Source organism: Methylobacterium sp. AC315 (assembly GCF_979253755.1).
Window position 1 is genome coordinate 472,727 of sequence record NZ_CEEDEA010000004.1, and the last position, 26,079, is coordinate 498,805.

Annotated in this window: 20 protein-coding genes; 12 read left to right on the top strand and 8 right to left on the bottom strand. The window is 70.5% G+C overall.

The annotated features are described in order from the left end of the window. Window positions 1-23 precede the first annotated feature (23 nt). The 4 genes from AC0IY0_RS10040 to AC0IY0_RS10055 all read left to right on the top strand — a co-directional run bounded on the left by AC0IY0_RS10040 (window position 24) and on the right by AC0IY0_RS10055 (window position 4,778). Complete coding sequence (locus AC0IY0_RS10040; RefSeq protein ID WP_147938043.1) at window positions 24-1,169, top strand: hemolysin family protein; 1,146 nt, start codon at window positions 24-26, stop codon at window positions 1,167-1,169. A 78-nt stretch (window positions 1,170-1,247) separates the two neighbouring features. Then, complete coding sequence (gene lnt / locus AC0IY0_RS10045) at window positions 1,248-2,864, top strand: apolipoprotein N-acyltransferase (protein WP_471763715.1); 1,617 nt, start codon at window positions 1,248-1,250, stop codon at window positions 2,862-2,864. Then, window positions 2,861-4,105, top strand: coding sequence for a CynX/NimT family MFS transporter (locus AC0IY0_RS10050; RefSeq protein ID WP_471763716.1), 1,245 nt, complete (start codon window positions 2,861-2,863; stop codon window positions 4,103-4,105). Before lnt ends, AC0IY0_RS10050 begins: the two co-directional genes overlap by 4 nt. Window positions 4,106-4,217: 112 nt before the next feature. Continuing rightward, entirely contained in the window at window positions 4,218-4,778 is a 561-nt protein-coding gene (locus AC0IY0_RS10055) for a BA14K family protein (RefSeq protein ID WP_471763717.1), read from the top strand. A gap of 101 nt (window positions 4,779-4,879) precedes the next feature. Here AC0IY0_RS10055 and AC0IY0_RS10060 read toward each other — a convergent pair whose 3' ends face one another. Continuing rightward, window positions 4,880-6,469 (bottom strand): catalase, encoded by a 1,590-nt coding sequence (locus AC0IY0_RS10060; protein ID WP_461231044.1) that lies wholly within the window; start codon window positions 6,467-6,469, stop codon window positions 4,880-4,882. 137 nt (window positions 6,470-6,606) lie between these two features. Here AC0IY0_RS10060 and AC0IY0_RS10065 point away from each other — a divergent pair, with 137 nt between their 5' ends. The 5 genes from AC0IY0_RS10065 (at window position 6,607) to ilvA (ending at window position 12,973) form a co-directional block, all read left to right on the top strand. Next, window positions 6,607-7,536 carry a LysR substrate-binding domain-containing protein gene (locus tag AC0IY0_RS10065; RefSeq protein ID WP_147905683.1) on the top strand — a complete coding sequence of 310 codons (930 nt, stop codon included), beginning with the start codon at window positions 6,607-6,609 and terminating at the stop codon, window positions 7,534-7,536. 320 nt (window positions 7,537-7,856) lie between these two features. Continuing rightward, window positions 7,857-9,347, top strand: a complete 1,491-nt coding sequence (locus AC0IY0_RS10070) for an argininosuccinate lyase (RefSeq protein WP_471763718.1) — start codon at window positions 7,857-7,859, stop codon at window positions 9,345-9,347. A gap of 314 nt (window positions 9,348-9,661) precedes the next feature. Then, the gene (locus AC0IY0_RS10075) at window positions 9,662-10,720 is read left to right on the top strand and encodes an AbrB family transcriptional regulator (protein ID WP_147938122.1); all 1,059 of its coding nucleotides are present in this window, start codon (window positions 9,662-9,664) and stop codon (window positions 10,718-10,720) included. Continuing rightward, window positions 10,717-11,064, top strand: a complete 348-nt coding sequence (locus AC0IY0_RS10080) for a diacylglycerol kinase (RefSeq protein WP_147854338.1) — start codon at window positions 10,717-10,719, stop codon at window positions 11,062-11,064. Before AC0IY0_RS10075 ends, AC0IY0_RS10080 begins: the two co-directional genes overlap by 4 nt. Before the next feature lie 328 nt (window positions 11,065-11,392). Beyond that, window positions 11,393-12,973: a threonine ammonia-lyase, biosynthetic gene (ilvA, locus tag AC0IY0_RS10085; protein WP_471763727.1), complete on the top strand. Its 1,581-nt coding sequence runs from the start codon at window positions 11,393-11,395 to the stop codon at window positions 12,971-12,973. A gap of 4 nt (window positions 12,974-12,977) precedes the next feature. Here ilvA and AC0IY0_RS10090 read toward each other — a convergent pair whose 3' ends face one another. From AC0IY0_RS10090 to AC0IY0_RS10100, 3 genes are all read right to left on the bottom strand, one after another. Further along, window positions 12,978-13,637 (bottom strand): MgtC/SapB family protein, encoded by a 660-nt coding sequence (locus AC0IY0_RS10090; RefSeq protein WP_471763728.1) that lies wholly within the window; start codon window positions 13,635-13,637, stop codon window positions 12,978-12,980. 215 nt (window positions 13,638-13,852) lie between these two features. Beyond that, a complete protein-coding gene (locus AC0IY0_RS10095) occupies window positions 13,853-14,791 on the bottom strand; it encodes an EcsC family protein (RefSeq protein ID WP_147905680.1) in 939 nt (312 codons plus the stop codon). Between the two features lie 25 nt (window positions 14,792-14,816). Then, window positions 14,817-16,199: an AmpG family muropeptide MFS transporter gene (locus tag AC0IY0_RS10100; protein ID WP_147905679.1), complete on the bottom strand. Its 1,383-nt coding sequence runs from the start codon at window positions 16,197-16,199 to the stop codon at window positions 14,817-14,819. A 240-nt stretch (window positions 16,200-16,439) separates the two neighbouring features. Between AC0IY0_RS10100 and AC0IY0_RS10105 the strand changes: the two genes are divergently transcribed. Continuing rightward, on the top strand, window positions 16,440-17,480 hold the full coding sequence (locus AC0IY0_RS10105; protein ID WP_147938120.1) for a histidine kinase dimerization/phosphoacceptor domain -containing protein: 1,041 nt from the start codon (window positions 16,440-16,442) through the stop codon (window positions 17,478-17,480). Window positions 17,481-17,635: 155 nt separating this feature from the next. Then, the gene (locus AC0IY0_RS10110; RefSeq protein WP_147905678.1) at window positions 17,636-18,079 is read left to right on the top strand and encodes a response regulator; all 444 of its coding nucleotides are present in this window, start codon (window positions 17,636-17,638) and stop codon (window positions 18,077-18,079) included. 110 nt (window positions 18,080-18,189) lie between these two features. Here AC0IY0_RS10110 and mutS read toward each other — a convergent pair whose 3' ends face one another. From mutS to AC0IY0_RS10130, 4 genes are all read right to left on the bottom strand, one after another. Continuing rightward, complete coding sequence (gene mutS, locus AC0IY0_RS10115; RefSeq protein ID WP_471763719.1) at window positions 18,190-20,904, bottom strand: DNA mismatch repair protein MutS; 2,715 nt, start codon at window positions 20,902-20,904, stop codon at window positions 18,190-18,192. 152 nt (window positions 20,905-21,056) lie between these two features. Beyond that, window positions 21,057-21,476: a hypothetical protein gene (locus AC0IY0_RS10120; RefSeq protein ID WP_471763720.1), complete on the bottom strand. Its 420-nt coding sequence runs from the start codon at window positions 21,474-21,476 to the stop codon at window positions 21,057-21,059. A gap of 216 nt (window positions 21,477-21,692) precedes the next feature. Beyond that, entirely contained in the window at window positions 21,693-22,553 is an 861-nt protein-coding gene (locus tag AC0IY0_RS10125; RefSeq protein WP_471763721.1) for an alpha/beta fold hydrolase, read from the bottom strand. A 402-nt stretch (window positions 22,554-22,955) separates the two neighbouring features. After that, entirely contained in the window at window positions 22,956-24,689 is a 1,734-nt protein-coding gene (locus AC0IY0_RS10130) for a patatin-like phospholipase family protein (RefSeq protein WP_471763722.1), read from the bottom strand. 198 nt (window positions 24,690-24,887) lie between these two features. Between AC0IY0_RS10130 and AC0IY0_RS10135 the strand changes: the two genes are divergently transcribed. Further along, the gene (locus AC0IY0_RS10135; protein ID WP_147905673.1) at window positions 24,888-25,640 is read left to right on the top strand and encodes an SDR family oxidoreductase; all 753 of its coding nucleotides are present in this window, start codon (window positions 24,888-24,890) and stop codon (window positions 25,638-25,640) included. The last annotated feature ends 439 nt before the right edge of the window (window positions 25,641-26,079 follow it).

Consider the following 26,079-nt stretch of genomic DNA (forward strand, 5'->3'; position numbering starts at 1 on the left):
CACCGCCCCCAGATCCGAGAGACATGAGCAACGATCGAAGTCGCGGCGCGGCCCTGGCCGCGCCCAGTTCCACCGAGGGCGAATCCCAGACCCGGGAGCCTTGGTACGACCGCCTGCTTCAGGCGCTCCACCTCAAGCCGCGCGATTCGCTGCGTGAGGGCCTTGAGGAGGCGCTCGCCGAGCCCGATGCCGGCGAGAGCGGTCTCACCCCCCTCGAGCGGGTGATGCTCAAGAACGTGCTCGGCCTGCACAAGGTGCGGGTCGACGACGTGATGGTCCCCCGGGCCGACATCGTCGCGGTCTCGAACGACACCAACATCGGCGATCTGCTCAAGCTGTTCCGCAACGCCGGCCATTCCCGCCTGCCAGTCTACGGCGAGACGCTGGACGACCCCCGCGGCATGGTTCACATCCGCGACCTCGTCGATCACATCGCCGCCAAGGCCGAGCCGACCCGGCGCAGCGTCGCCGCGGCTGCGGCCCGGCCTCCCCTGGCCGCCGAGGGCGAGGTCGTGGCCGATCCGACTGTTGTGGTCCCGCGGCCGGCCCGACGGCCGCCGGTTCGGCTGCCCCGGGCGCTGGATCTCGGCAAGGTCGATCTCAGCACGACGCTGGCTGCCGCCCGCATCCAGCGGCCCGTTCTGTTCGTGCCGCCCTCCATGCCGGCCATCGACCTGCTGGTGCGGATGCAGGCGACACGCACCCACATGGCGCTCGTCATCGACGAGTATGGCGGCACCGACGGGCTGATCTCCATCGAGGATCTGATCGAGGTCGTGGTCGGCGATATCGAGGACGAGCACGACGTCGCCGAGGCCAAGCAGGTCCAGCGGGTCGACGGCGAGGACGACGTGTTCGTGGCCGACGCCCGCACGCCCCTGGCCGAGGTCTCCGAGGCCACCGGGGTCGACCTCGTCGCAGCGGTCGGAGACATGGCCGAGGAGATCGACACCCTGGGCGGCATGATCGTCACCCTGGCCGGCCGGGTCCCGTCCCGTGGCGAGCTGATCGTCGGTCCGGGCGACCTCGAATTCGAGGTGCTCGACGCCGACCCCCGGCGCCTGAAGCGCCTGCGCTTCCACAAGGGTCCGGCGCGGATCAGCACCGTGGTGCCGCTCGCCCTGCCGCCACCGACCCCGACGCCGGCTCCCGAGACGCCGCATCCATGAGGATCTTCGCGTGACGGGTGCTGCGTGGCGGTCCTGACCGCGCGGCATGCCCGGGACTCGGCCGCTCCGAGGGGTCCCATGGGCCGTCCGTCCCCGGGCTTCCTGCTGGCGATCACCCGGCTGACCGGTTGGCGGCGGCTCGGGCTGGCCTGGCTCGCCGGTGCGGTGGGCGCCCTGGCGATGCCGCCCTATGGGTTCCTGCCAGCCCTGGCCGTGTCCCTCTCGGTGGCGGTCTGGCTCATCGACGGTGCGGCTGCGGAGCGGACTGCGCTGCGGCGACTCTGGCCCTGCTTCCTGATCGGCTGGGCCTGGGGCTTCGGCTACCTCACCGCCGGCCTGTGGTGGCTCGGCCAGGCCTTCCTGGTGGAAGCCGACGAGTTCCTGTGGGCGATGCCGCTCGGCGTCATCGGCCTACCCTTCGCTCTGGGCCTGTTCTACGGCGCCGGGTTCGGCACCGCCGGCCTGCTCTGGGCTCGCGGCCCGGCCCGGATCGCCGCCCTGGCGTTCGGGGTCGGCGCGGCCGAGTGGCTGCGCGGCCACCTGTTCACGGGTTTCCCCTGGAACACCCTCGGGATGGCGCTCGCCCAGAACGTCTGGACGCTGCAATGGGGCGCCGCGATCGGCCTCTATGGCCTGACCATCCTGGCGGTCCTGATCTGCGCCGCGCCCGCGACCCTGGCCACGGGCTCGCACCCGCGCAGCCGGTTCGGCCCGAGCGCGGCCGCCGCGATCGTCCTCGTCGGGATGGCGCTCTACGGGGCCGTGCAACTCGGCCCGCCCGACCCGGTGGTGACGGGCGTCCGCCTGCGCCTCGTCCAGCCGAACCTGCCGCAGGACGCCAAGTTCAGGCCCGAGAACCGTGCCGACATCGTCGACCGCTACATCGAGCTGAGTCAGCGCCCGACCGAGGGGGGCGAGCCCGAGCCGACCCATATCGTCTGGCCGGAATCGGCCTTCCCGTTCCTGATCCAGCGCGATCCCGACGCCCTGGCGAAGGTCGCGGCCGGCCTCAAGCCCGGGCAGCACCTGATCACCGGGGCGGCCCGGGCGGAGGAACCGCTACCCGGCGAACGCCTGCGCTACTTCAACGCCGTGATGGTGATCGGGCCGGACGGCAAGATGTCCGACAGCTACGACAAGGTCCATCTCGTCCCGTTCGGCGAGTACCTGCCGGCGCCCCTCGATGCGGCGCTCCGGGCGTTGGGACTGCGCCAGTTCGTGGCGATTCCCGGGGGCTTCTCCGCCGGCACCCTCGCGGCCCAGCGGATCCTGACGGTGCCGGGCCTGCCCCCGGTGGCGGCGACGATCTGCTACGAGGCGATCTTCCCGCACGCGATCCTGCCGGCGACGGCCGCCTCGGTACCGCGTCCGCCCGGGCTGATCCTGAACGTCACGAACGATGCTTGGTTCGGCGATACGCCCGGGCCCCGCCAGCATCTGGCCCAGGCTCGGCTGCGTGCCGTGGAGGAAGGACTGCCGCTGGTGCGCGATGCCAACACCGGAATCTCCGCTGTGATCGACCCGCACGGCCGCGTCGTCGCGCAGACGACACTCGACACGGAAACCTGGCTCGATGCCGATCTGCCCGCCCGCATCGTGGGCGGTACCCTGTATGGCCGGTTCGGGGACGCCGCCTTCGCGTTGATGCTCGCCGCCTGCCTGAGTGGCGCCCTCACCGCCCGGCTGCGGGCATGAGCCCCGAGCGCACGGCTCCGGGCCGGATCCTCCTCGGCCTCGCGCTGATGCTGGTGGCGTTCAACCTGCGCCCGGCGCTCAGCACGATCGGGCCGCTGCTGGCGACGATCCGGGAGAGCACCGGGCTCAGCGCCGGCGGCGCGGCAATCCTCACCACCCTGCCGGTCCTGTGCCTCGGCATCGCCTGCGCGCTGGCGGCGCCGCTGATCCGCCGGATCGGGCCCGACCTCGCCGTGCTGGTAGGCGCCACGATCCTGGCCGCGGGCCTGACGCTTCGGGGCCTCGGCGGCCTCGTGCCGTTGTTCGCCGGGACGGCGCTCGCCGCCATCGGGATCGGCCTCGACAACGTGCTGCTGCCGGCCCTGGTCAAGCGCGACTTCTCCGGCAGCGGCGGGCTGATGACCGGCCTCTACACCATGACCCTGTGCCTCGGCGCTGCGGCCGGCGCGGGCGCGGCGGTCCCCGTGGAGCACGCCCTCGGCGGCGGCTGGCCCTCGGCGCTCGCGGTCTGGGCGCTGCCGGCCCTGGTGGCGGCCTTCCTGTGGATTCCCTTCGCCCGCCGCACGGCCTCGACCCGGGCGCCCTCTGCCGGGCGGCTTCTGCGCGACCCGCTGGCCTGGTGGGTCACGGGCTTCATGGGCCTGCAATCCTCCCTGGCCTACACGCTGTTCGGCTGGCTGCCGCTGCTGCTCCAGGCGCGCGGCCTCTCAGCCCTGGATGCCGGCCTCTACGCATCGCTGATGACCTTGGTTCAGGCGCCCGGTGCGCTGATCACCGCCATGCTGGCAGCCCGCGCGCGGGACCAGCGCGCCTGGATCGTCGCGATCCCGGGGCTCACCGCGGCGGCGTTCCTAGCGCTGGCCTTCGGACCCGAGACCCTGCGGATCCCGGCGGCCTGCGTCCTCGGCTTCGGCATCGGCGGCTGCTTCGGCCTGGGGCTGACCCTGATCGTCCTGCGCTCCGCCGATGCCGCCAGCGCGGCCGGCCTCTCCGCCATGGCGCAGGGCATCGGCTATACCGGCGCCTGCCTCGGGCCCCTCGCGTTCGGGCTCGCCCACGAGGCGACCGGCGGTTGGGGTCTCGCCGGAGGGCTGTTCGTCACGATCGCGGTCGCCGCGATTCTGGTCGGCCAGGCCGCCGGCCGCGATCGCAAGGTCAGCGCCGCCGCGCCGGAGGCCGCACGCACGCCACTCCAACCGGTGACCGTGCTCAACAGCTCGGATCCCGCGCGCAGCGCCTGAGCGCATCCGCCGGAACCTCCTTGACGGACGGGTCCGTCGCCGCTCGATTACGCAGAGTATTGCGACTCGGGCGCCCGTCCTTTCGGCCGGCGTCACGCGCTGGGTGGACGGCATGCCAGGTATCGAACGCTCCGGGATTCGGCTGGCTGCTGCCGCCATGACGGTGCTCGCCGTGTTGGCGACAGCTGCGGAGGCGCGCGGGTTCGGTGGCGGCTACCGGGGTGGCGCGATCGGGCCGCGGACCGGAGCGTTGGGGCGACCACTCGGACCGGTGCGGCCGGGCCCCGGATTCGGCGGGCGCGGCCCCGGCTCGGCTATCCGGCATCCCGGATTTCGCCGGCACTGGCGCGGCGGCTACGGGGGCGCTTACGGTTACGGACTCGGCGGCCTGGGGCTGGGCCTGGGCCTCGGCTTCGGGCTCGGTGGCCTGTGGGGCGGCTACGGCGACCCGCTCTTCGACGGCGGCTATGTCGACACGCCTCCGATCTATGCGCCCCCGGCCTACGCGGCTCCGGTCGACGAGGCGCCCGCCGATGTCCCGCCCGTCGTCGAGGCGGACGACCCGGCCGACCTCTCCGCGGCCGTCGCGGCCTGTGCCCGCCGCTTCACGACCTACGATCCGATCACGCAGACCTATATCGGCAAGGGCTACGTCCGGCGCGCCTGCCCTTGAGCGCGGATCGCGCTTTGGGTCGAGGCCAAGAGAAAGGCCCCGCGGGTTCTCGCCCGCGGGGCCTTCATTCGCTCAGGGTCGGCTCGATGCGACCTGCAAAACTACTCGGCGGCGACCCGGTGGGCCTGCGAGCCGTCCGTGTAGGTCTCGGACTGCAGGCGCTTGCCCGGGGCGGCGCGACCCGGCAGCGGCGGCAGGGCCTTGGCCTTCTCCAGATCGATGCCCGCACCCTCGGCGACGCGGCGGCCGTAATCTTCGTCGGCGTGCCAGAAGTGCCAGACCATCCGCAACTGGATGGCTTCCGGGCACTGCTTCATGTCGCCCACGAGATTGGCGATCAGGTCCTCACGCTCCCAGTCCTGGAACGAGCGGTACCGGACTCCGGCCTGGGTGTAGTCGTCCTCGGTGCGCGAGGTCTGATAGCGGCCGAGCTTGCCGTCCACCGGCTGGTGATAGTCCTTGGCCGGCTTCGGGGCCTCGCGCAGGCCCTCGGAGAGCGTCGAGGGCTCGTAGTTGATGTGCTTGTTCGGTCCGGTCCCGTCGACCCCATAGGTCATCTGGCCGTCCCGCTGGTTCGAGTAGACCTTCACGCCCGGCTGCGGCGCGTTGATCGGCAGCTGGAGGTAGTTGGCGCCGACGCGGTAGCGCTGCGTGTCCGAGTAGGACAGCGTCCGGCCCTGCAGCATCTTGTCGTCCGAGAAGTCGATGCCGTCGACCAGGACGCCGGTGCCGAACGCCGACTGCTCGACCTCGGCGAAGAAGTTGTCCGGCACCCGATCCAGCACCATGCGGCCCACCGGCAGCAGCGGGAACTGGTCCACCGGCCACAGCTTCGTGTCGTCCAGCGGATCGAACGACAGGTGGTCGTTCGGGCCGTCCGGCATGATCTGCACGCAGAACTCCCACTCCGGGAAGTTGCCAGCCTTGATGTTGTCGTAGAGGTCGCGGGTCGCGTGGCCGACGTCCTTGCCCTGGATCTCCGCGGCCTGCGCGGAGGTCAGGTTGCGCACGCCCTGCTTCGGCTCCCAATGGAACTTGCAGAGCACGGCCTCACCCTGGTCGTTGACCAGCTTGTAGGTGTTGACGCCGGAGCCCTCCATCTCGCGATAGTTGGCCGGGATGCCCCAGGGCGACTTGAGGTGCGTCACCATGTGGATCGCTTCGGGGTGCTGGGCCACGAAGTCGAAGAAGCGCCACGCTTCCTGGCGGTTGGTCACCGGGTCCGGCTTGAAGGCGTGGATCATGTCGGGGAACTTGATCGCGTCCCGGATGAAGAACACCTTCAGGTTGTTGCCGACCAGGTCCCAATTGCCGTCGACGGTCTTGAACTTCACCGCGAAACCGCGCGGGTCGCGCTCGGTCTCCGGGCTCTCCTTGGCGCCGGCCACCGTCGAGAAGCGCACGAACATCGGCGTCTTCACGCCGGTCTCGTTCAGCACGCGGGCGCGGGTGTACTTGGAGGCCGGCTCGTTGCCGATCTTGCCGTAGGCCTCGAAGTAGCCGTGGGCGCCGGCGCCGCGGGCATGGACCACGCGCTCCGGGATCCGCTCACGGTCGAAATGCGTGATCTTCTCGATGAACTGGTAGTTCTCGAGCGTCGCCGGGCCGCGCTCGCCGACCGTCCGGGTGCTCTGGTTGTCGCGGACCGGATGGCCCTGGCGTGTAGTCAGGATCGGGCGTTGATCGCTCATGCGTCTCATCTCTCCGTGATGCCTGTCATCGGCATATGGGGCCGCCGCAGCAGACTGGAACCGTTCCGACGAGGTTATGGACCTCCGATGTGGCGTTGGCTAATGCATCGTCCCAAACGCCGTGATAGACGCCGCCTATGAACCTGTCGGGCCTGTCGCTGCGCGATCTGGAATATGTGGTGGCCATCGCCGACGAGGGCCATTTCGGCCGGGCGGCTGAGCGCTGCAACGTCAGCCAGCCGACCTTGAGCGTCCAGGTCCGCAAGCTCGAGGCCTCCCTGGGCGTGACCCTGTTCGAGCGCTCGAACCGCCGTGTCCTCCTCACGGAGGCCGGACAGGGGATTGTCCGGCAATCGCGCGTCGTCCTGGCCGAGGCCCAGAGGCTCCTGGCGCTGGCGACCGAGGGGCGCGGCTCGCCGCTCACCGGGCGGCTGGTGCTGGCGGCGATCCAGACGCTGGGACCCTACTTCTTCCCGCTCGTGCTGCGGCCGCTGCGCCAGCAATACCCGCTGCTGACACTGTCGCTGTCGGAATCCCGCACCGCCGAGATCGTCGAGGGCCTGCGCGACGGGCGCATCGACGCCGCCCTGGTCTCCCTGCCCCTGCCTCCGGTCGGGCTGGCGGTGGCGCCGCTCTTCGTCGAGCCGTTCTGGCTGGCCTGCCCGGCCGAGCATGCACTGGCCCGCGGCGGCGCCCTGTCGGCCACGGAGATCGCCGGGCCGGACCTGCTGCTGCTCGACGAGGGCAACTGCCTGCGCGACCAGGCGATCGCGGCCTGCGGCGCCGGTTCCTCCATGGGGCGCCACGCCACCAGCCTGGAGACCCTCCGCTCGATGGTGGCGGCGGGGACCGGGTACACCCTGCTGCCGGCGCTGGCCGTGCCCGCCGGCCCCGATCCGACCGGCTTGACCGTCACGCGCGCCTTCGACGTCGACGGGCCCGGCCGCACCATCGCGTTGGCTTGGCGGGCGAGCGATCCCCGCGCGCCTGGGCTGGCAAACCTGGCGGCGTTCTTCCGCGCGCATGCGCCGGCCGGCACGGCTGCGTGCCGGGATGGGGCGGCATAGGTTTCGAGGATCTGGGTTCTGAGGCACGGCCGTTCGTTGACCCGCCCCGTCATCCCGGGGCGCCGTAGGCGAGCCCGGGATCCAGATCCGCCGACGGCGCATGGTCTTGTCGCAACTCAGTTTTTCGATGCCACACTCCCGAAATGCCGGGGTGATTCATATCGCAGAGGGCTGCTCCGCCGGACCGTATCGCCAGCGCGCGGAGGAACGTCCAATCCGCACCGGCTCCACACACGATCCGCAATGTGATGTGTGAAGACCCGCCGGATCGGACAGAATGCTTCGGCCGGCGCGAGACGGCGACCCCCTGGAGCACGTGCATGCGGCGCAGACTGATCGCGACCCTCTTCGCCCTCCTCGCCCCCGCGGCGGCCCGCGCCGAGCCGCACGACAGCTTCGCCCGCATCGACGCCATCGACCGCGCCTCCCTGGTAATGACTGTAGAGGCCGGCATCGTGCCGCGCGATCTCGGCGCGCGGATCGCCCGCGCGCTCGATCAGGTCGCGGCGGATGCCGCCAGGCCGGGGGCCGAGCGGCCCGACGACTACCTGCGGATCGAGCCGCTGATCACCGCCATCGCCGGACCGGACGCCACCCGGATGCATTCCGGCCGCAGCCGTCAGGACATCATCCCGACCGTGCTGAAGCTCGACCAGCGCGACCGGCTGCTCGACCTCGCCGAAGCCCTGGACAAGACCCGCGCCGCCCTCCTGGATGTCGCCGGGCGGGAAGCCGATACGATCGTCCCGGCCTACACCAACGGCGTGCAGGCCCAGCCGACGACGCTGGGTCATTACCTGCTCGGCTATGCGGGAGCGCTGGCCCGCGACGGCGATCGCCTGCGCGAGACCTGGGCGCGCGTGAACCTCTCGCCATTGGGGGCCGCGGCGCTCGGCACGTCGAGTTTCCCGGTCGATCGCGTTCGCCTCGCCGGGCTGCTGGGCTTCGATGCGGCGGTGGAGAACAGCTACGATGCCGGACAGCTGGCGCCCATGGATCTCGGCCTGGAGCTGACCGGCCTGTCGGCCAACCTCGCCACCACGGCCGGCAGCTTCGCGCAGGACCTCTACGCCCAGTACCACCAAACACGGCCGTGGATCCTGCTGCGTGAGGGTGCGCTGACGGGGCCGAGCAGCATCATGCCGCAGAAGCGCAACCCAGTGGCGCTGTACAGCCTGCGCATGAAGGCAAGCGACGTGGTCGGCGCCGCGCAGGCCTTCGTCATCATGGCCCACAACGTCGATTCCGGCATGCCGGACTACAAGCGCAACCAGGCCGAGCCCCCAGGTCGGACCGTCTCCGAGGCGGCCGAGACCTGCCGGCGCTGGACCCGGGTCCTCGATGGGCTGGTAATCGACCGGGAACGGGCCGCCGACGAGGTCGCGGCCGATTATTCCACCACCACGGAGCTTGCCGACACGCTCCAGCGCGAGGCCGACGTGCCGTTCCGGCTCGGGCACCATTTCGCCTCCGAACTGGTGAGCTACGGCCGCAGCCACGACCTGCGCCCAGCCGACCTGCCGTTCACCGAGGTGAAGCGGATCTACGCGGAGGCCGCGGCCGGCTCGGGCCTTAAGCCCGACCTGCCCCTGGACGAGGCCCGGTTCCGGGCCGCCCTGTCGGCCCGCGGCATGATCGACGCCGCGAAGGGGATCGGCGGACCGCAAGCCCCGGAGGTTCGACGCATGCTGGCGGCCGCCCGGACGCGGCTCGATGCCGACCGGACCTGGCTGGCGGATCGGCGCACCGCGCTCAAGGAGGCGCGCACCCGGCTCGACGCGGCCTTCGCGGATCTCAGCCGGGGGCCGTAGGATCGGCCCCGACGATCGCCGGTCCGGGCCGCCCATCCCGAGGAGCCTGCCGCGCGATCCCCGACGATTCCGGGGGCCTCCGCTTCGCTCCGGTGCCTCAGGATGTGGGCGGGGGCGGAAGAGGCCCCGGGGCGAGCCTGCGCTCGCGAGATGCCTCCGCTTCAGAAAAACGCGCCACCACGATCCCTGTGAAGACCGTAGCTCGCCAGCCCCGACATCGGCATTGCAAAAATCTTTGCCGTGACAGGGCCCATATTGCAGTGTAGCGGGCCTCCGCCCTGCAATCCGTACGGGTGAACCCGCCCCCGGTCGCCTTGCCCTCCTCCCGCAGCCTCGGCCTTTGGGCCGCCCTCGCCGTCGCGTCGGCGGCCGTCTCGCTCGGCCTGCTGCACGCGGGGTTCCCCGCCGCGCTCCTGCTCGGGCCGATGATCGCGGCGATCGCCTTCGGGGTCGGTGGCTCCCGCCTGCACGTGCCGCGCTTCGCCTTCAACGCCGCGCAGGCGATGATCGGCTGTCTGGTGGCCCATGCCGTGACCGGGCAGATCGCCCAGACCTTGTTCGAGGACGGGCCGCTGATCGTCGCCGTGGTGCTGGTGACGGTGGCGGCGAGCGGCCTCGTCGGCTGGATCCTCACGCGGTTGCGGGTGCTGCCCGGGACCACGGCGGCCTGGGGTTCCTCCCCCGGCGGCGCCTCCGCCATGGTGGCGATGGCCGAGGATTTCGGCGCCGATCCGCGGCTCGTGGCCTTCATGCAGTATGTACGGGTCGCCGCCGTGGTGTTCTCGGCCTCGCTGGCCGCCCGGTTCCTGATGGAGGCGCCGGTCCCGGGCGCCGCCGCCGGGGCGGCCGAGGTGACCGGAGCGCTCTCGCTGCTGGCGACGCTGGCGGTCGCGGTGGTCGGGGCCGGCGTCGCCCTGTCCCTCCGGGTCCCGGCCGGCGCGCAGATCGGCCCGATGGTGCTCGGCAGCCTGCTCCATGCCAGCGGCCTGGTGCGGATGTCCCTGCCGGCACCGATCCTCGAACTCGCCTATGCCTGCATCGGCATCTATGTCGGCCTGCGCTTTACCCGCGAAACCCTGCGGCTGACCTTTTCCGCCCTGCCCGGCATCCTGGCCGCGACCTTCTCGGTGATCGCCCTGTGCGGCGCCTGGGGCTGGGGCCTGACCTTCCTGTTGCCGATCGACCTGCTCACCGCCGTGTTGGCCACCAGCCCGGGCGGGCTCGATTCCGTGGCGATCATCGCGGTCGGCTCGAAGGCGGACGTGTCCTTCGTGCTGGCCGTGCAGACGCTGCGCCTGTTCGTGGTGCTGCTGACCGGGCCGCTTCTGGCCAAGTGGATCAGCCGGTCGGTGCCGGAGGGCGCCGCCCGATGAACGCCCTCGTCCTCGCCTTCCTCAATTCCTGGCGCGGCCTGCGCCACGGCGCCCGCACCGAGCGCGCGGTGCGGCAGGAGCTGGTGCTGCTGGCGCTCGGCGTGCCGGTGGCCCTGCTGCTGGGCGCGACCCTCTGGGTCCGGGTCGCCCTGATGGTGAGCCTGCTGCTGATGCTGGCCGCCGAATTTCTCAACACCGCCGTGGAGAAGCTCTGCGACCACGTCCACCCCGGCCACCACCCGATGATCGGCACCGTGAAGGATCTGGCCTCGGCCGGGACCTTCATGGCCCAGATGGCGGCGCTGCTGGTGTGGGTGGCGGCGCTCGTGGAGCGGGTGGGGTGACCTGACCGGGATGTCCCGCGCGCAGCTGCTGCGTGCGAACTGGTAAGACCGTCAGATCTTTGACCGGCTGGGTGTTGGTGGTGTCTGGTTCCGCCACCTTCGGCCGCGACCAAGCCGAGCGGTCTTACGCTGGGCTGACGGCGCTGTTCGCCAAGAACCCCGCTGCTGGCCTTCTTCCGGGATGACCTCGTGCCTCCGGTGCGGCTGTATCCGTACCGCGCGCATGTCGTCGGGTATGTCGAGCACGCGGCCGGCATCTTGATCGTCCGCGTCCTTTACGGCCACCAGGACTGGGCCCGGCCTCTGACCTGAGCGAGCCTCCGCTCGCATCTCGCCGCGCGAGGGTCTATCTCGGCCCATCCGCGCCGCGCGCCGAAGTCCCAAAAACATGACCGACTACATCCGCAAGATCCTGACCGCCCGCGTCTACGACGTGGCGATCGAGAGCCCGCTCGATCCGATGCCCCGGATGACGAAGCGGCTCGGCCGGCCCGTGCTGCTCAAGCGCGAGGACCTGCAGCCGGTCTTCTCGTTCAAGCTGCGCGGCGCCTACAACAAGATGTCGGGCCTGAGCCCGGACCAGATCGCCCGGGGCGTGGTCTGCGCCTCCGCGGGCAACCATGCGCAGGGCGTGGCGCTGGCGTCGGCCAAGCTCGGGGCCCGGGCGGTGATCGTGATGCCGCGCACCACCCCGTCGATCAAGGTCGATGCCTGCCGGGCCCGCGGCGCCGAGGTGGTGCTGCACGGTGACGCGTTCGACGAGGCCCTGGCCCACGCCAAGATCCTGGAGGCCGAGCAGGGGCTGACCTTCCTGCACCCGTTCGACGATCCCGAGGTCATCGCCGGCCAGGGGACCATCGGCAAGGAGATCCTGGAGCAGCATACCGGGCCGATCGAGGCGATCTTCGTGCCGGTGGGCGGCGGCGGGCTGGCCGCCGGGATCGCGACCTTCGTGAAGTACCTGCGGCCCGGCACCAAGGTGATCGGCGTCGAGCCCGAGGATGCCGCCTGCATGGCGGCTGCGCTCGCCGCCGGCACCCGGGTCAGCCTGCCCTCGGTCGGGCTGTTCGCCGACGGCGTCGCCGTGCGCCAAGCCGGCGAGGAGACCTTCCGGCTCTGCCGGGAGCATCTCGACGAAGTCATCACGGTGGACACCGACGCCATGTGCGCGGCGGTGAAGGACATCTTCGACGACACCCGGGCGGTGTCGGAGCCGTCCGGGGCGCTGAGCCTCGCCGGGGCCAAGCTCTACGCCGAGCGCGAGGGCGGCGACGGCACCCTGATCGCGATCTCGTCGGGGGCGAACCTCAACTTCGACCGCCTGCGCCATATCGCCGAGCGGGCGGAGATCGGCGAGCAGCGCGAGGTCCTGCTCGGCGTCTCCATCCCGGAGCAGCCCGGCGCCTACCGGGCGTTCATCAGGGCGCTCGGGCCGCGGGCGATCACCGAGTTCAACTACCGCCACGCCCCGGGCTCCGAGGCGCAGATCTTCGTGGGCATCAACATCGCCGGTGGCAAGCGCGAGAAGCAGGGGCTGATCGGCGACCTGCGCGAGGCCGGCTACCGCGTGCTCGACATGAGCGACAACGAGATGGCGAAGGTCCATGTCCGCTACATGGTCGGCGGCCGGGCCGTTGGGGTCGCGCATGAGCGGCTGTTCCGCTTCCAGTTCCCGGAGCGGCCGGGCGCGCTGATGAAGTTCCTGGACGCGCTGGGGCCCGGCTTCGACATCACCCTGTTTCACTACCGCAACCACGGCGCCGATTACGGCCGGGTCCTCGCCGGCATCGCGGTGCCGCCGGCCGAGCGCACACGGTTCGATGCGGCGATCGAGGCGTTGGGCTACCCGGCCACCGACGAGACCGAGAATCCGGCCTATCGCCTCTTCCTGGACGGCGAGGCGGCCTGAGACGTCAGCTGTCGACGGTATCGACCGAGACCACCTCGGCGGTCTCGCGCAGCTTGGCGGCGATCGCTTCGAAGCTCGTGCGCGACAGCCGGACGAAGGTGACGGTGACCTCGTCGAGGTTCGGGTCTGAAGCCGGCCGGGTGCTGAACTGGCGCACCCGCGAGGCGCGCTCGCCGGTCACCGCATGGAGGGTGTCGATCGACATCCCGCCCTTGCGGACGGTCATGCGCAGGGTCTGGGACCGCATCCGCTCGCGCCAGCGTTCCTCGAACGGCTTGATCCCCGCCAGGATGCCGACCACCAGGACCGTCGTCGCCAAAGCCGGCACATAAAGCCCGCTGCCGATCGCGAGCCCGATCGCCGCCACGCCCCACAGGCTTGCCGCCGTGGTGAGCCCCTTCACGACCTCGCCGCGCAGCAGGATCGTGCCCGCGCCGAGGAACCCGATTCCCGAGACGACCTGCGCGGCGATGCGCGAGGGATCGAGCACGACGTTCTTGGTGCCGAGCACGTCGCTGAAGCCGAAGGCCGAGACGATCATGATCAGGCAGGAGCCGACGCAGACGAGCATGTGCGTCCGCAGGCCCGCCGCCCAGAGCAGCCGCTCGCGCTCCAGCCCGATGACGCTGCCGGCCAGCGCCGCCAAGGCGAGCCGCATCACCATCTCCGCGTTGCTGATCAGGATCGCCTCCATCGCTGCGCGTCAGACGGATCGTTTCTGGCGGGACCGGGAAGGCGGATCAAGGCGGATCCGGGATTCGATCGCCGTTCCGCTCGGCGTGCCTCACGGGGCCACAGGCGAACCCGGAATGCCGAGGCGGTCCGTCCCGACGACAGCGAGGCTGCCGACCGCAAGTCCGTTCAGGCGGCGACGCGCGTTCAGGCCGCCCCCAGCGCCGCCTTCTCCACCTCGTAGGCCGCCCGCACGGCGACCGGACCGTAGGCCCGCTCGAGCCGCCGGACCGTGAAATGCGCCCGGGCGGTCGATTGGAAATGGCTCATGAAGGCGGTGTTCACCGCAGCCCCCCCGAAGGCGCCCAGCACGGGGACGGCCTGCGCGGCGACCTTCTGCGAGACGACCAAGCCGAATCGGGCCGCGATCTGCGCCGTGAACCGGATCAGGGCCGGAGCCGACTGGTCGAGCAGGGTCTTGCTGCCGGCGTAGCGTGCGGCCTCCGCCAGGGTCTTGGCCAGGGCCGCCCGGACCGCGAAATAGCCGCTCTCGGTCAATGCCGAGCCGGCCTCCGTCTCGGCCGCGGTGCGTCCGCCCAGGGCGAAGACCTGAACGCAGGCCAAGGCACCCTCTGGCGTTTCTAGGTCCTCGCCTTCGTCGCGGGCGATTTCGGCGATCGAGCGGAGCATCAGCGTGGTCGAAACCGGCAGCTCGACGGCCAGCGTCGCCAGCCCGAACGCGCCGCCCAGCGCCCCGGACAGCGCCGCGAACGCCTTGTGCTTGGTGTCGCCCGAGCCGAGCAGACGGGTCAGCCGGCTGTCCGCCTTGGCGGCGACTGCCTCGATCTCGGTACCCGCGGTGGGAACGACGTCCCTGCGCGGCAGCGTCGCCAGGGCGACCCGCAGCGCGCCGCGCATCGCCGCCTCGGTGGAGCGGCCGACGGCCTCCGTCACCGGGGCGGGCAGCGAGCGGCCGATGATGTCGAGCGGGGCGCCGGCCGCCGACGACAGGCGGGCGGCCAGGCTCGGCCGCTCCAGCACCGCCACGGCCCGGCGCAGGGCGGCGAGGTCCGCCTCGCTCAAGGCGATTTCGGGGATCGGCGCCGGCATCGTCGCGTCGGCGCGAGTGAGATCGCTCGTGCTCATCCGTGAATTCCTGGATCTGATCGCATCACGCGGTGCCGGAAGCCCGCGCCGTGGAAGGAAGCTCGGGCGCCGGGATGCGGTTCCCCGCCTCGTCCGCCGCCCGCGCCGCAGCCTCGTCCTGACGCTGCCCGCGCCGCCCGACCGCGAGGCAGAGGATCAGCACCGGGATCCCGACCAGGGAGGTCATCACGAAGAAGGCCGGATAGCCGATCGCCGCCACGACGAAGCCGGACGACCCCGCGACCAGCTTGCCCGGCAGGGCGTAGAGCGAGGAGAACAGTGCGTACTGCGTCGCCGCGTAGGCCGGGCTGGTGAGGCTCGACATGTAGGCGATCAGCACGATGCCGGCGAAGGAGCCGCAGAAGTTCTCGATCGAGATCGCCACCGTCAGGCGCCAGATCTCGGGAGCGCCGGCCGACAGCCAGGCGAAGGACAGGTGCGAGGAGGCGGCCAGGAAGGCGCCGAGCAGCAACGTCGGGAACAGGCCGAGCCGCGCCAGGGCCCAACCGCCCGCGAAGCCCCCCGCGATGCCGACCCAGATGCCGTACAGCTTGGTGACGGTTGCGATCTCTTTGAGGTCGAAGCCCAGCGTCCGATAGAGCGGGCTCGCCATCACGCCCGAGAGGAAATCCGGCAGACGGTAGAGCGCCACCAGCAGCAGGATGCCCCAGAGCGCGCCGCCGAAGCGGCCGTGCAGCTCGGTCAGCGGCTCCAGCACGGCCCGGCGCATGGACCAGAACCGGGAATGCCCGGCCGCGTCGGCCTGCACCCGCGCGGGTGCGTCGAAGGCCGGCGCCAGCAGCGCGGCGATCATCCCGACCAGCATCAGGGCCGCCATGATCAGGTAGGCCAGCGTCCAGCCCCCGGACGAGGCGATGAACAGGGCCCCGGCGCCGGCCGCGATCAGCCCGAGCCGGTAGCCGAGGTTCGAGGTCGCCGCCAGGATGCCCTGGAAGTCGCTGCCGGCGGCGTCGATGCGCCAGCCGTCCACGACCACATCCTGGCTCGCCGCGCAGAAGGCCACCAGGAAGGCCCCGAAGCCGAGCAGCGCCAGGTTGGTCTTCGGGTCCGAGAAGGCCATCAGGATCAGGCACAGGGCGACGGCGGCCTGCGTGGTCACCATCCAGGCCCGCCGCCGGCCGAGCAGCCTGCTCAGCACCGGCACGTTCAGCCGGTCGATCGCCGGGGCCCACAGGAACTTCAGCGAGTACGGCAGCGCGACGTAGCTGAACAGGCCGATCGCCCGCACGTCGATATCCGAGAAGGCGAGCCGGAGCGTGAAGGTCCCGAGCACCAGCAGGAGCGGCAGCCCGGAGGAGAATCCGAGCGCCAGCATCAGCAGGATTCGGCGATCCTCGACGATGTCGCGCAGGTGAAAGCGGCGCGCAGCCTGTGGCGGGTTGGCCATGGCATGGAACTCCTGAGCCTTAATGGCCTTGATCCCGCGAAATCGTGGCAGCCTTGCGCCGTTCGGGTCTTGGCTGAATCGGGGGGCCGTGCGCCTAAATCATGGTCGATGCCTGCTTAACGTGGTCTCCACGTCCTGCATGCGCGGGGCGTGATCGGCGTTGCCGTATCCTAAAGCCGGGTCGATCGAGTGTGGAATGATGCGTTGAGTGCCCGCCCCGAGCCCAGTCCGCCAAACGCGATGCTGGTCGATGCCTTTGCCCGTTCGCCGTCCCCGATGGTGATCACCGACGCGCGTGCGCCCGACAACCCGATCTCCTGGGTCAACGACGCGTTCCTGGCATTGAGCGGCTTCGCCGTCCATGAACTGGTCGGACGCAACTGCCGCATGCTCCAGGGGCCTGGAACCGACAAGGCCGAGGTGGCCCGGATCCGGGCCGCCGTCCAAGCCGGTGATTCGATCAGCTCCGAGCTGCTGAACTATCGCAAGGACGGCTCTCCCTACTGGAGCGCCATGACGATCACGCCGGTCCACGACGCGGCCGGCCTCGCGTATTTCTACGCGGCGCAATCCGACATGACCCACACCCGCGAACGCGAGTTCACCATGCGGGTGAACAACGACGAGTTGGAGCGCCTGGTCGCGGCCCGCACCCATGACCTCAGTGCGGCTCTGGAGCAGAAGACCGCTCTGCTTCACGAGGTCGACCACCGGGTGAAGAACAATCTTCAGGTCATCTCCTCACTGATGCTGCTGAAGGCCCGGCGCACGCCGGAGGGCGAGGCCCGGGACGCGCTCCAGGGCATGGCCGAGCGGATCGGAGCGCTCTCGACCGCGCACCGGATGCTCTATTCCGAGGGTGACTGCACCCACTTCAACCTCGGCGATTTCGCGGCCGAGTTCCTATCCGACGTGAATGCCGGCCTCGATCACGAGACGCGACGCGTCGAGGCGGAGGTCGAGCCGATCTCGGTGGCGGCCGCCATGGCGGCACCGCTCGCCCTGCTCATCCACGAGCTGACCGCGAACGCCCTGCGTCACGCCTTCCCGGATGCGCGCGAGGGCCGCGTCTCGATCACTGCCCGTCGCACCGAGTCCGGGATGCGCCTGACGATCCGCGACGACGGCGTCGGCATCGCGGCGGCGGCCCCGAACCCCGCCGGTTTCGGTCGTAATCTCGTAGAGATGGTGGTGCGCCAGCTGCGAGGCACCATCGCCTGGGTCGATGCCGGACCCGGCACCCATGTCCAGATCGATATCCCGCTCCTGGCGCCGGCTTGAGTCTTCGGCCCAAAGGCCTCAAGCTCAGTGCCCCTGAACACCATCCCGAAGGCCGGATGCTGGCTCTCGGACCGCGTCGATGCTCGATGAAGAACCTGGAGCCTCCCCGGATCCGCGATCCGCTGGTGGGCCCTGCAACGGGATGGGGACAGCGCATGAGGGGCGGGAATGCCGGCACGGACGCTGCGCTCCGCATCCTCGTGGTCGAGGATGAGGTGCTGATCGCCCTCGAACTCGAATGCCTGCTCGACGATCTCGGGCACGTCACCGTCGGCATCGCGGGGAGTTCGACCGAGGCGATCGCGCTGGGGCGCTCCGCCACTCCGGACGTCGCCTTCGTGGACATCCACCTGGTCGACGGCCCCACCGGCGTCGAGGTCGCCCGGGCGCTCTCGGCGGATCCGCGGATCACCGTGGTGTTCATGACCGCCAACGCGAAGCGCATCCCGGACGACTTCGCGGGTGCCATCGGGGTGATCGCCAAGCCCTATAGCGAGCGCGTCGTCGCCAGCATCCTGGACTGGGTCGGCGACCGCCGGGCCGGCCGTGCGCCGGAGCATGGCGCGCCGGACGGCTTTCATTTTGCTCCGGCGCCGTAAATCTGCAGACCCAACGCTCCTATGAAATCCCCTCATGTCGAGGCGACGGAGCGAGGCTGCTGCGCAGCACCCCTGGATGAGGGGGTGCGGGAACCAAGATCAATCCGCGATCACCGCTTCTCCGCCCGCTCGCGTTTGAGCCGATAGAGCGCGTCCAGCGCCTCCCGGGGCGTCAGCGCGTCCGGATCGATGGTGTCGAGCAGCGTGCCGATCGGATCCTCGGCCGGCGGTTCCGGCGGCGGTGGCGGGGCGAGGGCTGCGAACAGCGGCAGGTCGTCGATCCTGGCCCGGGCCGGACGCCCGCGCTCCGCCTTCTCCAGGCTCTTCAGGATCGCCCCGGCGCGGGTGACCACGCTGGCCGGCAGCCCGGCCAGACGCGCCACCTGGAGGCCGTAACTGCGCTCGGCGATGCCCGGCACCACCTCATGCAGGAAGACCACGCCGTCGCGGTGCTCGGCCACCTTCAGGGTCGCGTTGTCGAGCCGCGCCAGCCGGTCGCCGAGCGCCGTCAACTCGTGGAAGTGCGTGGCGAACAGTGCCCGGCAGGCATTGGCCTCGTGGAGGTGCTCGAGGCACGCCCAGGCGATCGACAGCCCGTCGAAGGTCGCGGTGCCGCGCCCGATCTCGTCCAGGATCACCAGGGAGCGCCGGCTCGCCTGATTGAGGATCGCGGCGGTCTCGACCATCTCGACCATGAAGGTCGATTGCCCGCGCGCCAGGTCGTCGGCGGCGCCCACTCTGGAGAACAAGCGGTCGACCCGCCCGATCTGCGCCGACGCCGCCGGAACGAACGCGCCCATCTGGGCCAGCACGGCGATCAGGGCGTTCTGGCGCAGGAAGGTCGACTTGCCGCCCATGTTCGGGCCGGTGATCAGTCGGATCCGGCCACGCGTCTCGCCCGACAGGTCGCAATCGTTGGCAATGAACGGCTCGCCCGCCCGGCGCAACGCGGCCTCAACCACCGGGTGACGACCGCCGATGATCGCGAAGGCCAGGGTATCGTTCACCTCGGGCCGCCGCCAGTCCAGCTCGACCGCGAGTTCGGCGTTGCTGGCCGCGACGTCGAGCGACGCCAGGGCTTCGGCGACGCGCGCAGTCTGCGAAGACTGTTCGACGATACGGCGGGCCATTTCTTCGAAGATCGCGGATTCGAGCGCCAGCGCGCGGTCCGAAGCGCCGGAGATCCTTCGCTCCAGGTCGCCCAATTCGACGCTCGTGAAGCGCATCGCATCGACCATGGTCTGGCGATGCACGAAGTCCCGCTGAAGGCCCTTGAGGCAGGCCTCACCCACCGATTGCGGAACCTCGATGAAATATCCGAGCAGGTTGTTGTGCTTGATCCGCAGCGTCCGGCAGCCGGTCTCCTCGGCGTAGCGGGCCTGGAGTGCCGCGACGACCTTGCGCGAATCCTGGCCGAGCAGCCGGGCCTCGTCCACCGCCGCGGAAAACCCCGCTTTGACGAAGCCGCCGTCCCGCCGGGACAGGGGCAGCTCGTCGGCCAACGCGGCTTGCAGCGACGTCGCCAGGGCCGGATCGGCCGCCCCCAGGGCCTCGGCGACCTCCGCAAGCTCCGGTGTGCCTACGCCGGCCTGCGTCAGGACCGCCCCGAGGCCGGCGGCGGCCGACAGCCCGTCCCGGATCGCGGCCAGGTCCCGGGGGCCGCTGCGCCCCAACCCGACCCGGGAGAGCGCCCGCGCCAGATCGGGGGCCCGGGCCAGCGTCTCGCGGATCGCTTTCCGGAGGCCGTGGTCCTCGACGAGATACGCGACGGTCTCGTGCCGGCGGGCGATCCGCTCCAGGTCGGTGAGCGGCCCCGCCAGGCGCTCGGCCAGCAGGCGGGCGCCGTTGGCGGTGACGGTCCGGTCGATCGTGTCGAGCAGGCTGCCGGTGCGCTCGCCCGAGAGCGTGCGGGTCAGCTCCAGGTTGGCGCGAGTGGCGGCGTCGATGGCGAGCGTCGACCCCGCCGCCTCGCGGCTCGGCACCGAGAGGGGCGCCCGGGCGGCGAGCTGCGTGCGGGCGATGTAGAGGAGCCCGGTCCCGGCGGCCTGGATCTCGGCGCGGGTGAAATTGCCGAAGCCGTCGAGGGTCGAGACCCCGTATTGCTCGCGCACCCGCCGCTCGGCCGCGGCGGGCTCCAGTTCGGCTTGGGCCAGGGGGACGATCGCGGCCCGGCTCTCCTGCCAGATCCGCGCCAGCGCCGGATCGGCGTGGATCGCCTCCGACAGGACGATCTCCCGGGGATCGTGTCGGGCGATGGCGCCGGCGAGATCGCCACCCGAGACCTCGCTCAGGGAGAAGCGGCCGGTGGAGATGTCGATGGCGGCGAGGCCGTACGCCGTGGCCCCCTCCCCGGTCTTGCGGCGGCCGATCGCCAGCAGGAGATTGGCGCTGGCCGGATCGAGCAGGCGATCCTCCGTGATCGTGCCCGGCGTGACGAGGCGGACCACCTCGCGTCGCACCACCGATTTCGGGCCGCGCCGCTTGGCTTCGGCGGGATCCTCGGTCTGCTCGCAGACAGCGACCCGGTTGCCCAGCGCGATCAGGCGGCTGAGGTAGTCGTCGGCGCGGTCGACCGGCACGCCGCACATCGGGATTTCGGCGCCACCGTGCCGGCCGCGCTTGGTCAGCACGATCCCGAGAGCCCGCGACGCGATCTCGGCGTCGCCGAAGAACAGCTCGTAGAAATCCCCCATCCGGTAGAACAGAAGGCAGTCGGGGTTGGCCGCCTTGATCTCGATGTACTGCGCCATCATCGGCGTTGCGCCGGCCGGATCCAGGCTGGCGGCGGGCGGTGTGTCGGCGATGCGGACGGCGGTTCGGGCCATGGCGCCTCTTAGCAGAGTGCGTCTGCCGAATCAGGCCGTCCCGGGCTACGCGCCTGGGGAGAAGCCGTCATCGTCGGTGGATGCCGTCGCTCCGACATAGAAAAACCCGGCGCTTGCGGCGCCGGGCTGTCATTCGAACTGGGAGGGACGGCTCAGTAACGCGGGCCGCCGGTGGTGCTGCCCAGGTTCTGCTGGTAGCCCGGCCGCGACGGGTTCTTCGAGTTCGGGTTGCCGTGGTGCATCGTATTCATGCGGCGCATCCGGCGCTGATGGCGCGTGGAATGATGGCGGTGCATCCGGTGATCGTGGCGGTGATGCATCGCGACCTGATCGATCATGTCGTGACCCGTCAGGCCCGATTGCGGCAGCGCCGGGGCCGCCTGAACCGCCGCCGTTCCGGCGACGAGACCGCCCAAGACCAAGCTAGCGGTCAGCAGTGAACGAAAAGACATTTTTAAAATACTCCATCCGACTTCGAGAAGGCGATCCACAATGATCTGCAGCTGGCGAAGTTCCCAAGACTCTGCTGGAAAAGATTCAGTCCCATCGATGGAAAAATCGGATTGTCCCAAGGTCCAGAGCGTGTTTCGTCGATAGACCTACCTTGAGCAAAATCGAGGTCATGATAATACAACTTCTGAGATGAATTAAGCGCTCGACTGCCGAAACCGTGAGACTTTCGTCGGCTCGACACGCACGAGACCGAGCCGGATGCAGGCTTTCCGGGATCGGCACTGAACGCAGACAGCCCGTCGAAGAGATGAGCGGGGTCGGCCCGGGATCGTGATTCAGACCAGAAACGCTTGCAACGCGCTGTTGACGGCCACCGGCTCCTCGTGAGCGAGCCAGTGGCTCGCGCTTGGGAACCACGCGATCCGCCCGTCCTCGCAGAGATCCAGGCTCGCCTCCGCGAGGCCGGATTGCAGGGCGGTGTCCTGCTTGCCCCAGAGGATCAGGGTCGGCACGCGGACCCGCGGCGGCGCCGTCCGCGGCAACTGCGCCAAGGCACGGTACCAGTTCAGCATGGCGGTCATCGCGCCCGGCTGCAGCCAGGCCTCGACATAGCGATCGAGGTCCGAAGCCGCGAAGGCCCCGGGCCGGCTCGTGCGGGTCAGCGCCCGCCGCAAGGCCCGGCACCGATCCGCCGTCAGCAGCCGCTCGGGCAGCACGGGGATCTGGAACAGGCCGACATAGGAGCTCCGCAGCCACTGCCCCGGGTGGCGGCGGATGTAGGATCCGACAATGCCCGGATGCGGCGCGTTGAGGATCGCGAGCCGGTCGATGCGGTCGGGATACAGGCTCGCGACCCACCACGCGACCAGCCCACCCCAATCGTGGCCGACGAGGCGGATCGTCCGGAAGCCGCAGGCGTCGGCCAGGGCGATCACGTCACCGGCCAGCCGGTCGAGATGGTAGGCGGCGATGCCGTGCGGCTTGTCGCTGAGGCCGTAACCGCGCTGATCGGGCACGACCAGCCGCAAGCCTGCCTCCGAGAGCGCTCCGATCTGATGGCGCCAGCCGTACCAGGATTCGGGAAAGCCGTGCAGGAGGATGGTCGGCGGACCCGCCTGCGGACCGGCCTCGGCCACGTGCAGGGTCACCCCCGGCAGGACGACCCGGCGCATCGCAACGCCCGCTACATCGTTCATCCGATCCCGTGCTCCGTCAGGCCCGACGGCTCACGTGGGCCGCCGGCCGTGCATCCATCCCGTCAGAAGCCAAGGGCGGAACAGGCGCCCGCCTCGGCCGCGAGTTGGTCCCTGAGCCGATCCGGAGATGTCCGCGTCCAGAGACAGAGCAGGACGAAGGCGGCACCGTGCAGCAGGGCTCCCGAGGCGGGGACATAGGGTGCGCCATCGCCATCCCGTAGGCTTGATGCCCGCGCGCTATCGGTCCGGTTGCGTGGTCCTGAAGAATTCGTAGTCATCGTCTTCGAGCTCAGCGTGTCTTCGTCTCAGGGAAGATCGTTGACCGGGGCATCTGGTTACCCCCTGCTCGTCGCCACGGTGTGCTGGCACACGCGCGACCGCCCTGCGCGATCCGGCGATCGGTCAGCGCATCGGATCGAGCCACTGCGCCAGATGTCCGGCCTCGATGTTCGCGCGGGTGTCCCGGTAACCGAGCTCGGCCGATTCCCGGAAGCTCGACCACGCGCGCAGATCGATGCCGGCGAGCGGCGGTCTGAGCAGGGCCGTGGCGTGGGCCGCGGCCATCATGGTTTGCGCGTCGCTCGACACGGTGGCCGCGCGCAACAAGAGCGGCGCCAGGCCCGGCATCGCGGCCGGCGAGCCGATCAACCTGCGCAGGAGCCGGCCGCGCCAGCCCCGGATGGGCATGTCCTGGAACGCGCGGTCGCTGCCGACATCGACGGCCAGGACCGGACCACGCTCCAGTTCGGCGGCGACGTCCGCGGGCACGTTGTTCATCATGCCCCCGTCGACCAGCACGCCCGCCTCGCACAGGACTGGGGGCAGCAGTCCCGGGATCGCGATGCTCGCCCGCAAGGCCTTGGGCAGGTCCCCGGCGCGGTGGATCATCGCCCGCCCGGTCGTCAGGTTCGACGACACGCAGAAATACGGCAGCCACAGGTCCTCGATCCGCGCGCCGCCGTAGCGTTCGGCGAGACCTGCGTCGACCTTGGAACCCCGCGTCAGGGCGTGGATGGGCAAAGTGTAATCGTTGATCAGGCTGCGGCCGGCGAACGAGGCCTCGGTCTGCGCCTGGATCTCGGCGAGGCTCCAGCCCATGGCGAGGCTGGCGGCGATGATCGCTCCCATGCTGGTGCCGCCCACGAAGTCCGGCGAGCAGCCGGCCTCGTCCAGGGCCTGGAGCACGCCGAGATGGGCAAAGGCGCGCGCGCCGCCGCCGCCGAGCACCAGTCCCCGCCCGACCCCGCTGGCCAGCCGTGCAAGCCGACGGACGTCGAGGTGCCGGCCGGGGCGGACCTGGACCCGCATCGCAACGGGCAGGCCGGCGACCTGCGGGTGCAGGGCCTTCGGGCGCGATGCCGCGGGGTCCTGGCGCACCACCAGGTCCATGCGGATCCAGTCGGACCGCACCCGCTCCAGATAGGCGGTCACGCCGGGGCGCGGCGGCGCGCCGGGCTCGGCAAGCAACAGAACATGGTCGCCGAGGCGCTGACTCAGCCGCGACCACGCGTCGCCGATGTCCCGCGCAACGAACACCGTCCGCGCATGCCGGGCCTCGAAGGCGTGAACCCAGTCCTCGTCGGCCCCATCCGGCCACCGGCTCAGGCAAGCCGTTTTCCCCGGCAGGATCGCGTCGAGGGCGGCGGCGAAATCGTGGGCGAGCGGCTCCGGGTCCGGGCCATCCGTCACCGCCAGAACCACGAAGGTGCGCGGCGCGTGATGCACCGAATGGCCGTCGTAGAGCGTGCGCAGGCGCTCGGCGAGCATGCGGGCGAAGTAGAGGAGCGTGTGCGGATGCTCCGTGATCACGGTCTCGAAGGCGGCGCGGGTCAGGCACAGGAACTGCGAATCCCGCAGTGCCATGACGGTCGCGGCGCGCGGCGCCTCGGACAGGAGCGCCATCTCGCCGAAGGTCTCGGGTGGGCGCAGCCGGGCGATCCGGGTGAAGATCCCGTGGCGATCGCGCGTCGAGACGCCGACCGCGCCGGAAACCAGCGTGTAGAGCGCGTCGCCGACATCGCCCTGCTCGAACAGGGTCCGGCCGGCTGGCACCGCCATCGAGACCATGCGGGCACGGACGGCCGAGACCGCCGCCGCGTCGAGTCCGGCCAGGAACGGGATCTCGGGTGCGCTCATCTGCGCTCCGCTGCGGCCGCGATCGCACCTGTTTCCCGAAAGGCCCGCATCCCGCCGCTCCCGATCCCGCGTACCGTCATCTCCACCATAGCGTGTTGCCGGTCGCTACGGTCCCCATGCATCTGAAACGGATCGCCCTTCGCGCCGCCACGGCGGTCCGGTACAGCCGGGGCAACGTCATGGAACAGGGAGGCGGCGATGTCGGTGGCTGGTCGGATCGCGATCGTGACCGGAGCGGGGACGGGGGTCGGCAAGGCTTCGGCCCTGGCGCTCGCCGGGGCCGGATGGACCGTCGTGCTGTCCGGGCGGCGGCAGGCGCCGCTCGACGAGGTCGCGGCGCGGATCGAGCCCGGCCGCGCCCTCGTGGTGCCCACCGATGTGACCGACCCGGAGTCGATCGCCAACCTGTTCGCGCAGACCAAAGGCCGGTTCGGCCGTCTCGACCTGCTGTTCAACAATGCCGGGATCGGTGCCCCGGCTGTCCCGCTGGAGGATCTGCCGCTCGAGACCTGGCGCCAGGTGATCGACACCAACCTGACGGCGCTGTTCCTGTGCACCCAGCACGCCTTCCGGATCATGCGCGACCAGGATCCCCGCGGCGGCCGGATCATCAACAATGGTTCGATCTCGGCCCATGCCCCGCGGCCGAATTCGATCGCCTACACGGCGACGAAGCACGCCGTGACCGGCCTGACCAAGGCGACTTCGCTGGATGGGCGCGCCTACGACATCGCCTGCGGCCAGATCGATATCGGCAACGCCGACACCCCGATGGGCGGCAAGATGAAGGCCGGCGTCGCGCAGCCCGATGGCTCGACGCGGCCTGAGGCGGTGATGGACCCGGACCATGTCGGCGACGCGGTGCTGATGATGGCGAACCTTCCCCTGGAGGCGAACGTCCAGTTCATGACCGTGATGGCGACCAAGATGCCGTTCGTCGGACGCGGCTGAAATCCCGGGCCGTCGCCTGCCGGCGCGGCCCCGCCCACACGGCGCAACCGCCTTCAACAGCATCCACGCTTTTTCCGTGTGCTCTGCGCGGCGCCGATTGACGCACCGTTTTATAACTCATACAAATCGCTCAACAAAAACGGCCGAGTTACGAACTCGGTCGCGCGCGGGGCGAGGGCCCTCGTAAGCCGTGCGCCGCCTTCGCCAGTTCCGTCACCGGGCGTCCGTCGGACGACCGGGCCGCCGGTGCCGGTGCCGAAGACTGGTAACCGTCCCAACACGTCGGGATCGGCTCGCCGAGGAAGTTCTCGCGCAGAGTTGGCTATAGGGCGCCGATCTGCCGACGACGTCCGTCAATCAAAAAAACGTATGGCCCGCCCCGTCTGCAAGGTCGTCGATGAAGATGCCTGTGACCGGTCTGCACAAACGTATCCGGCAT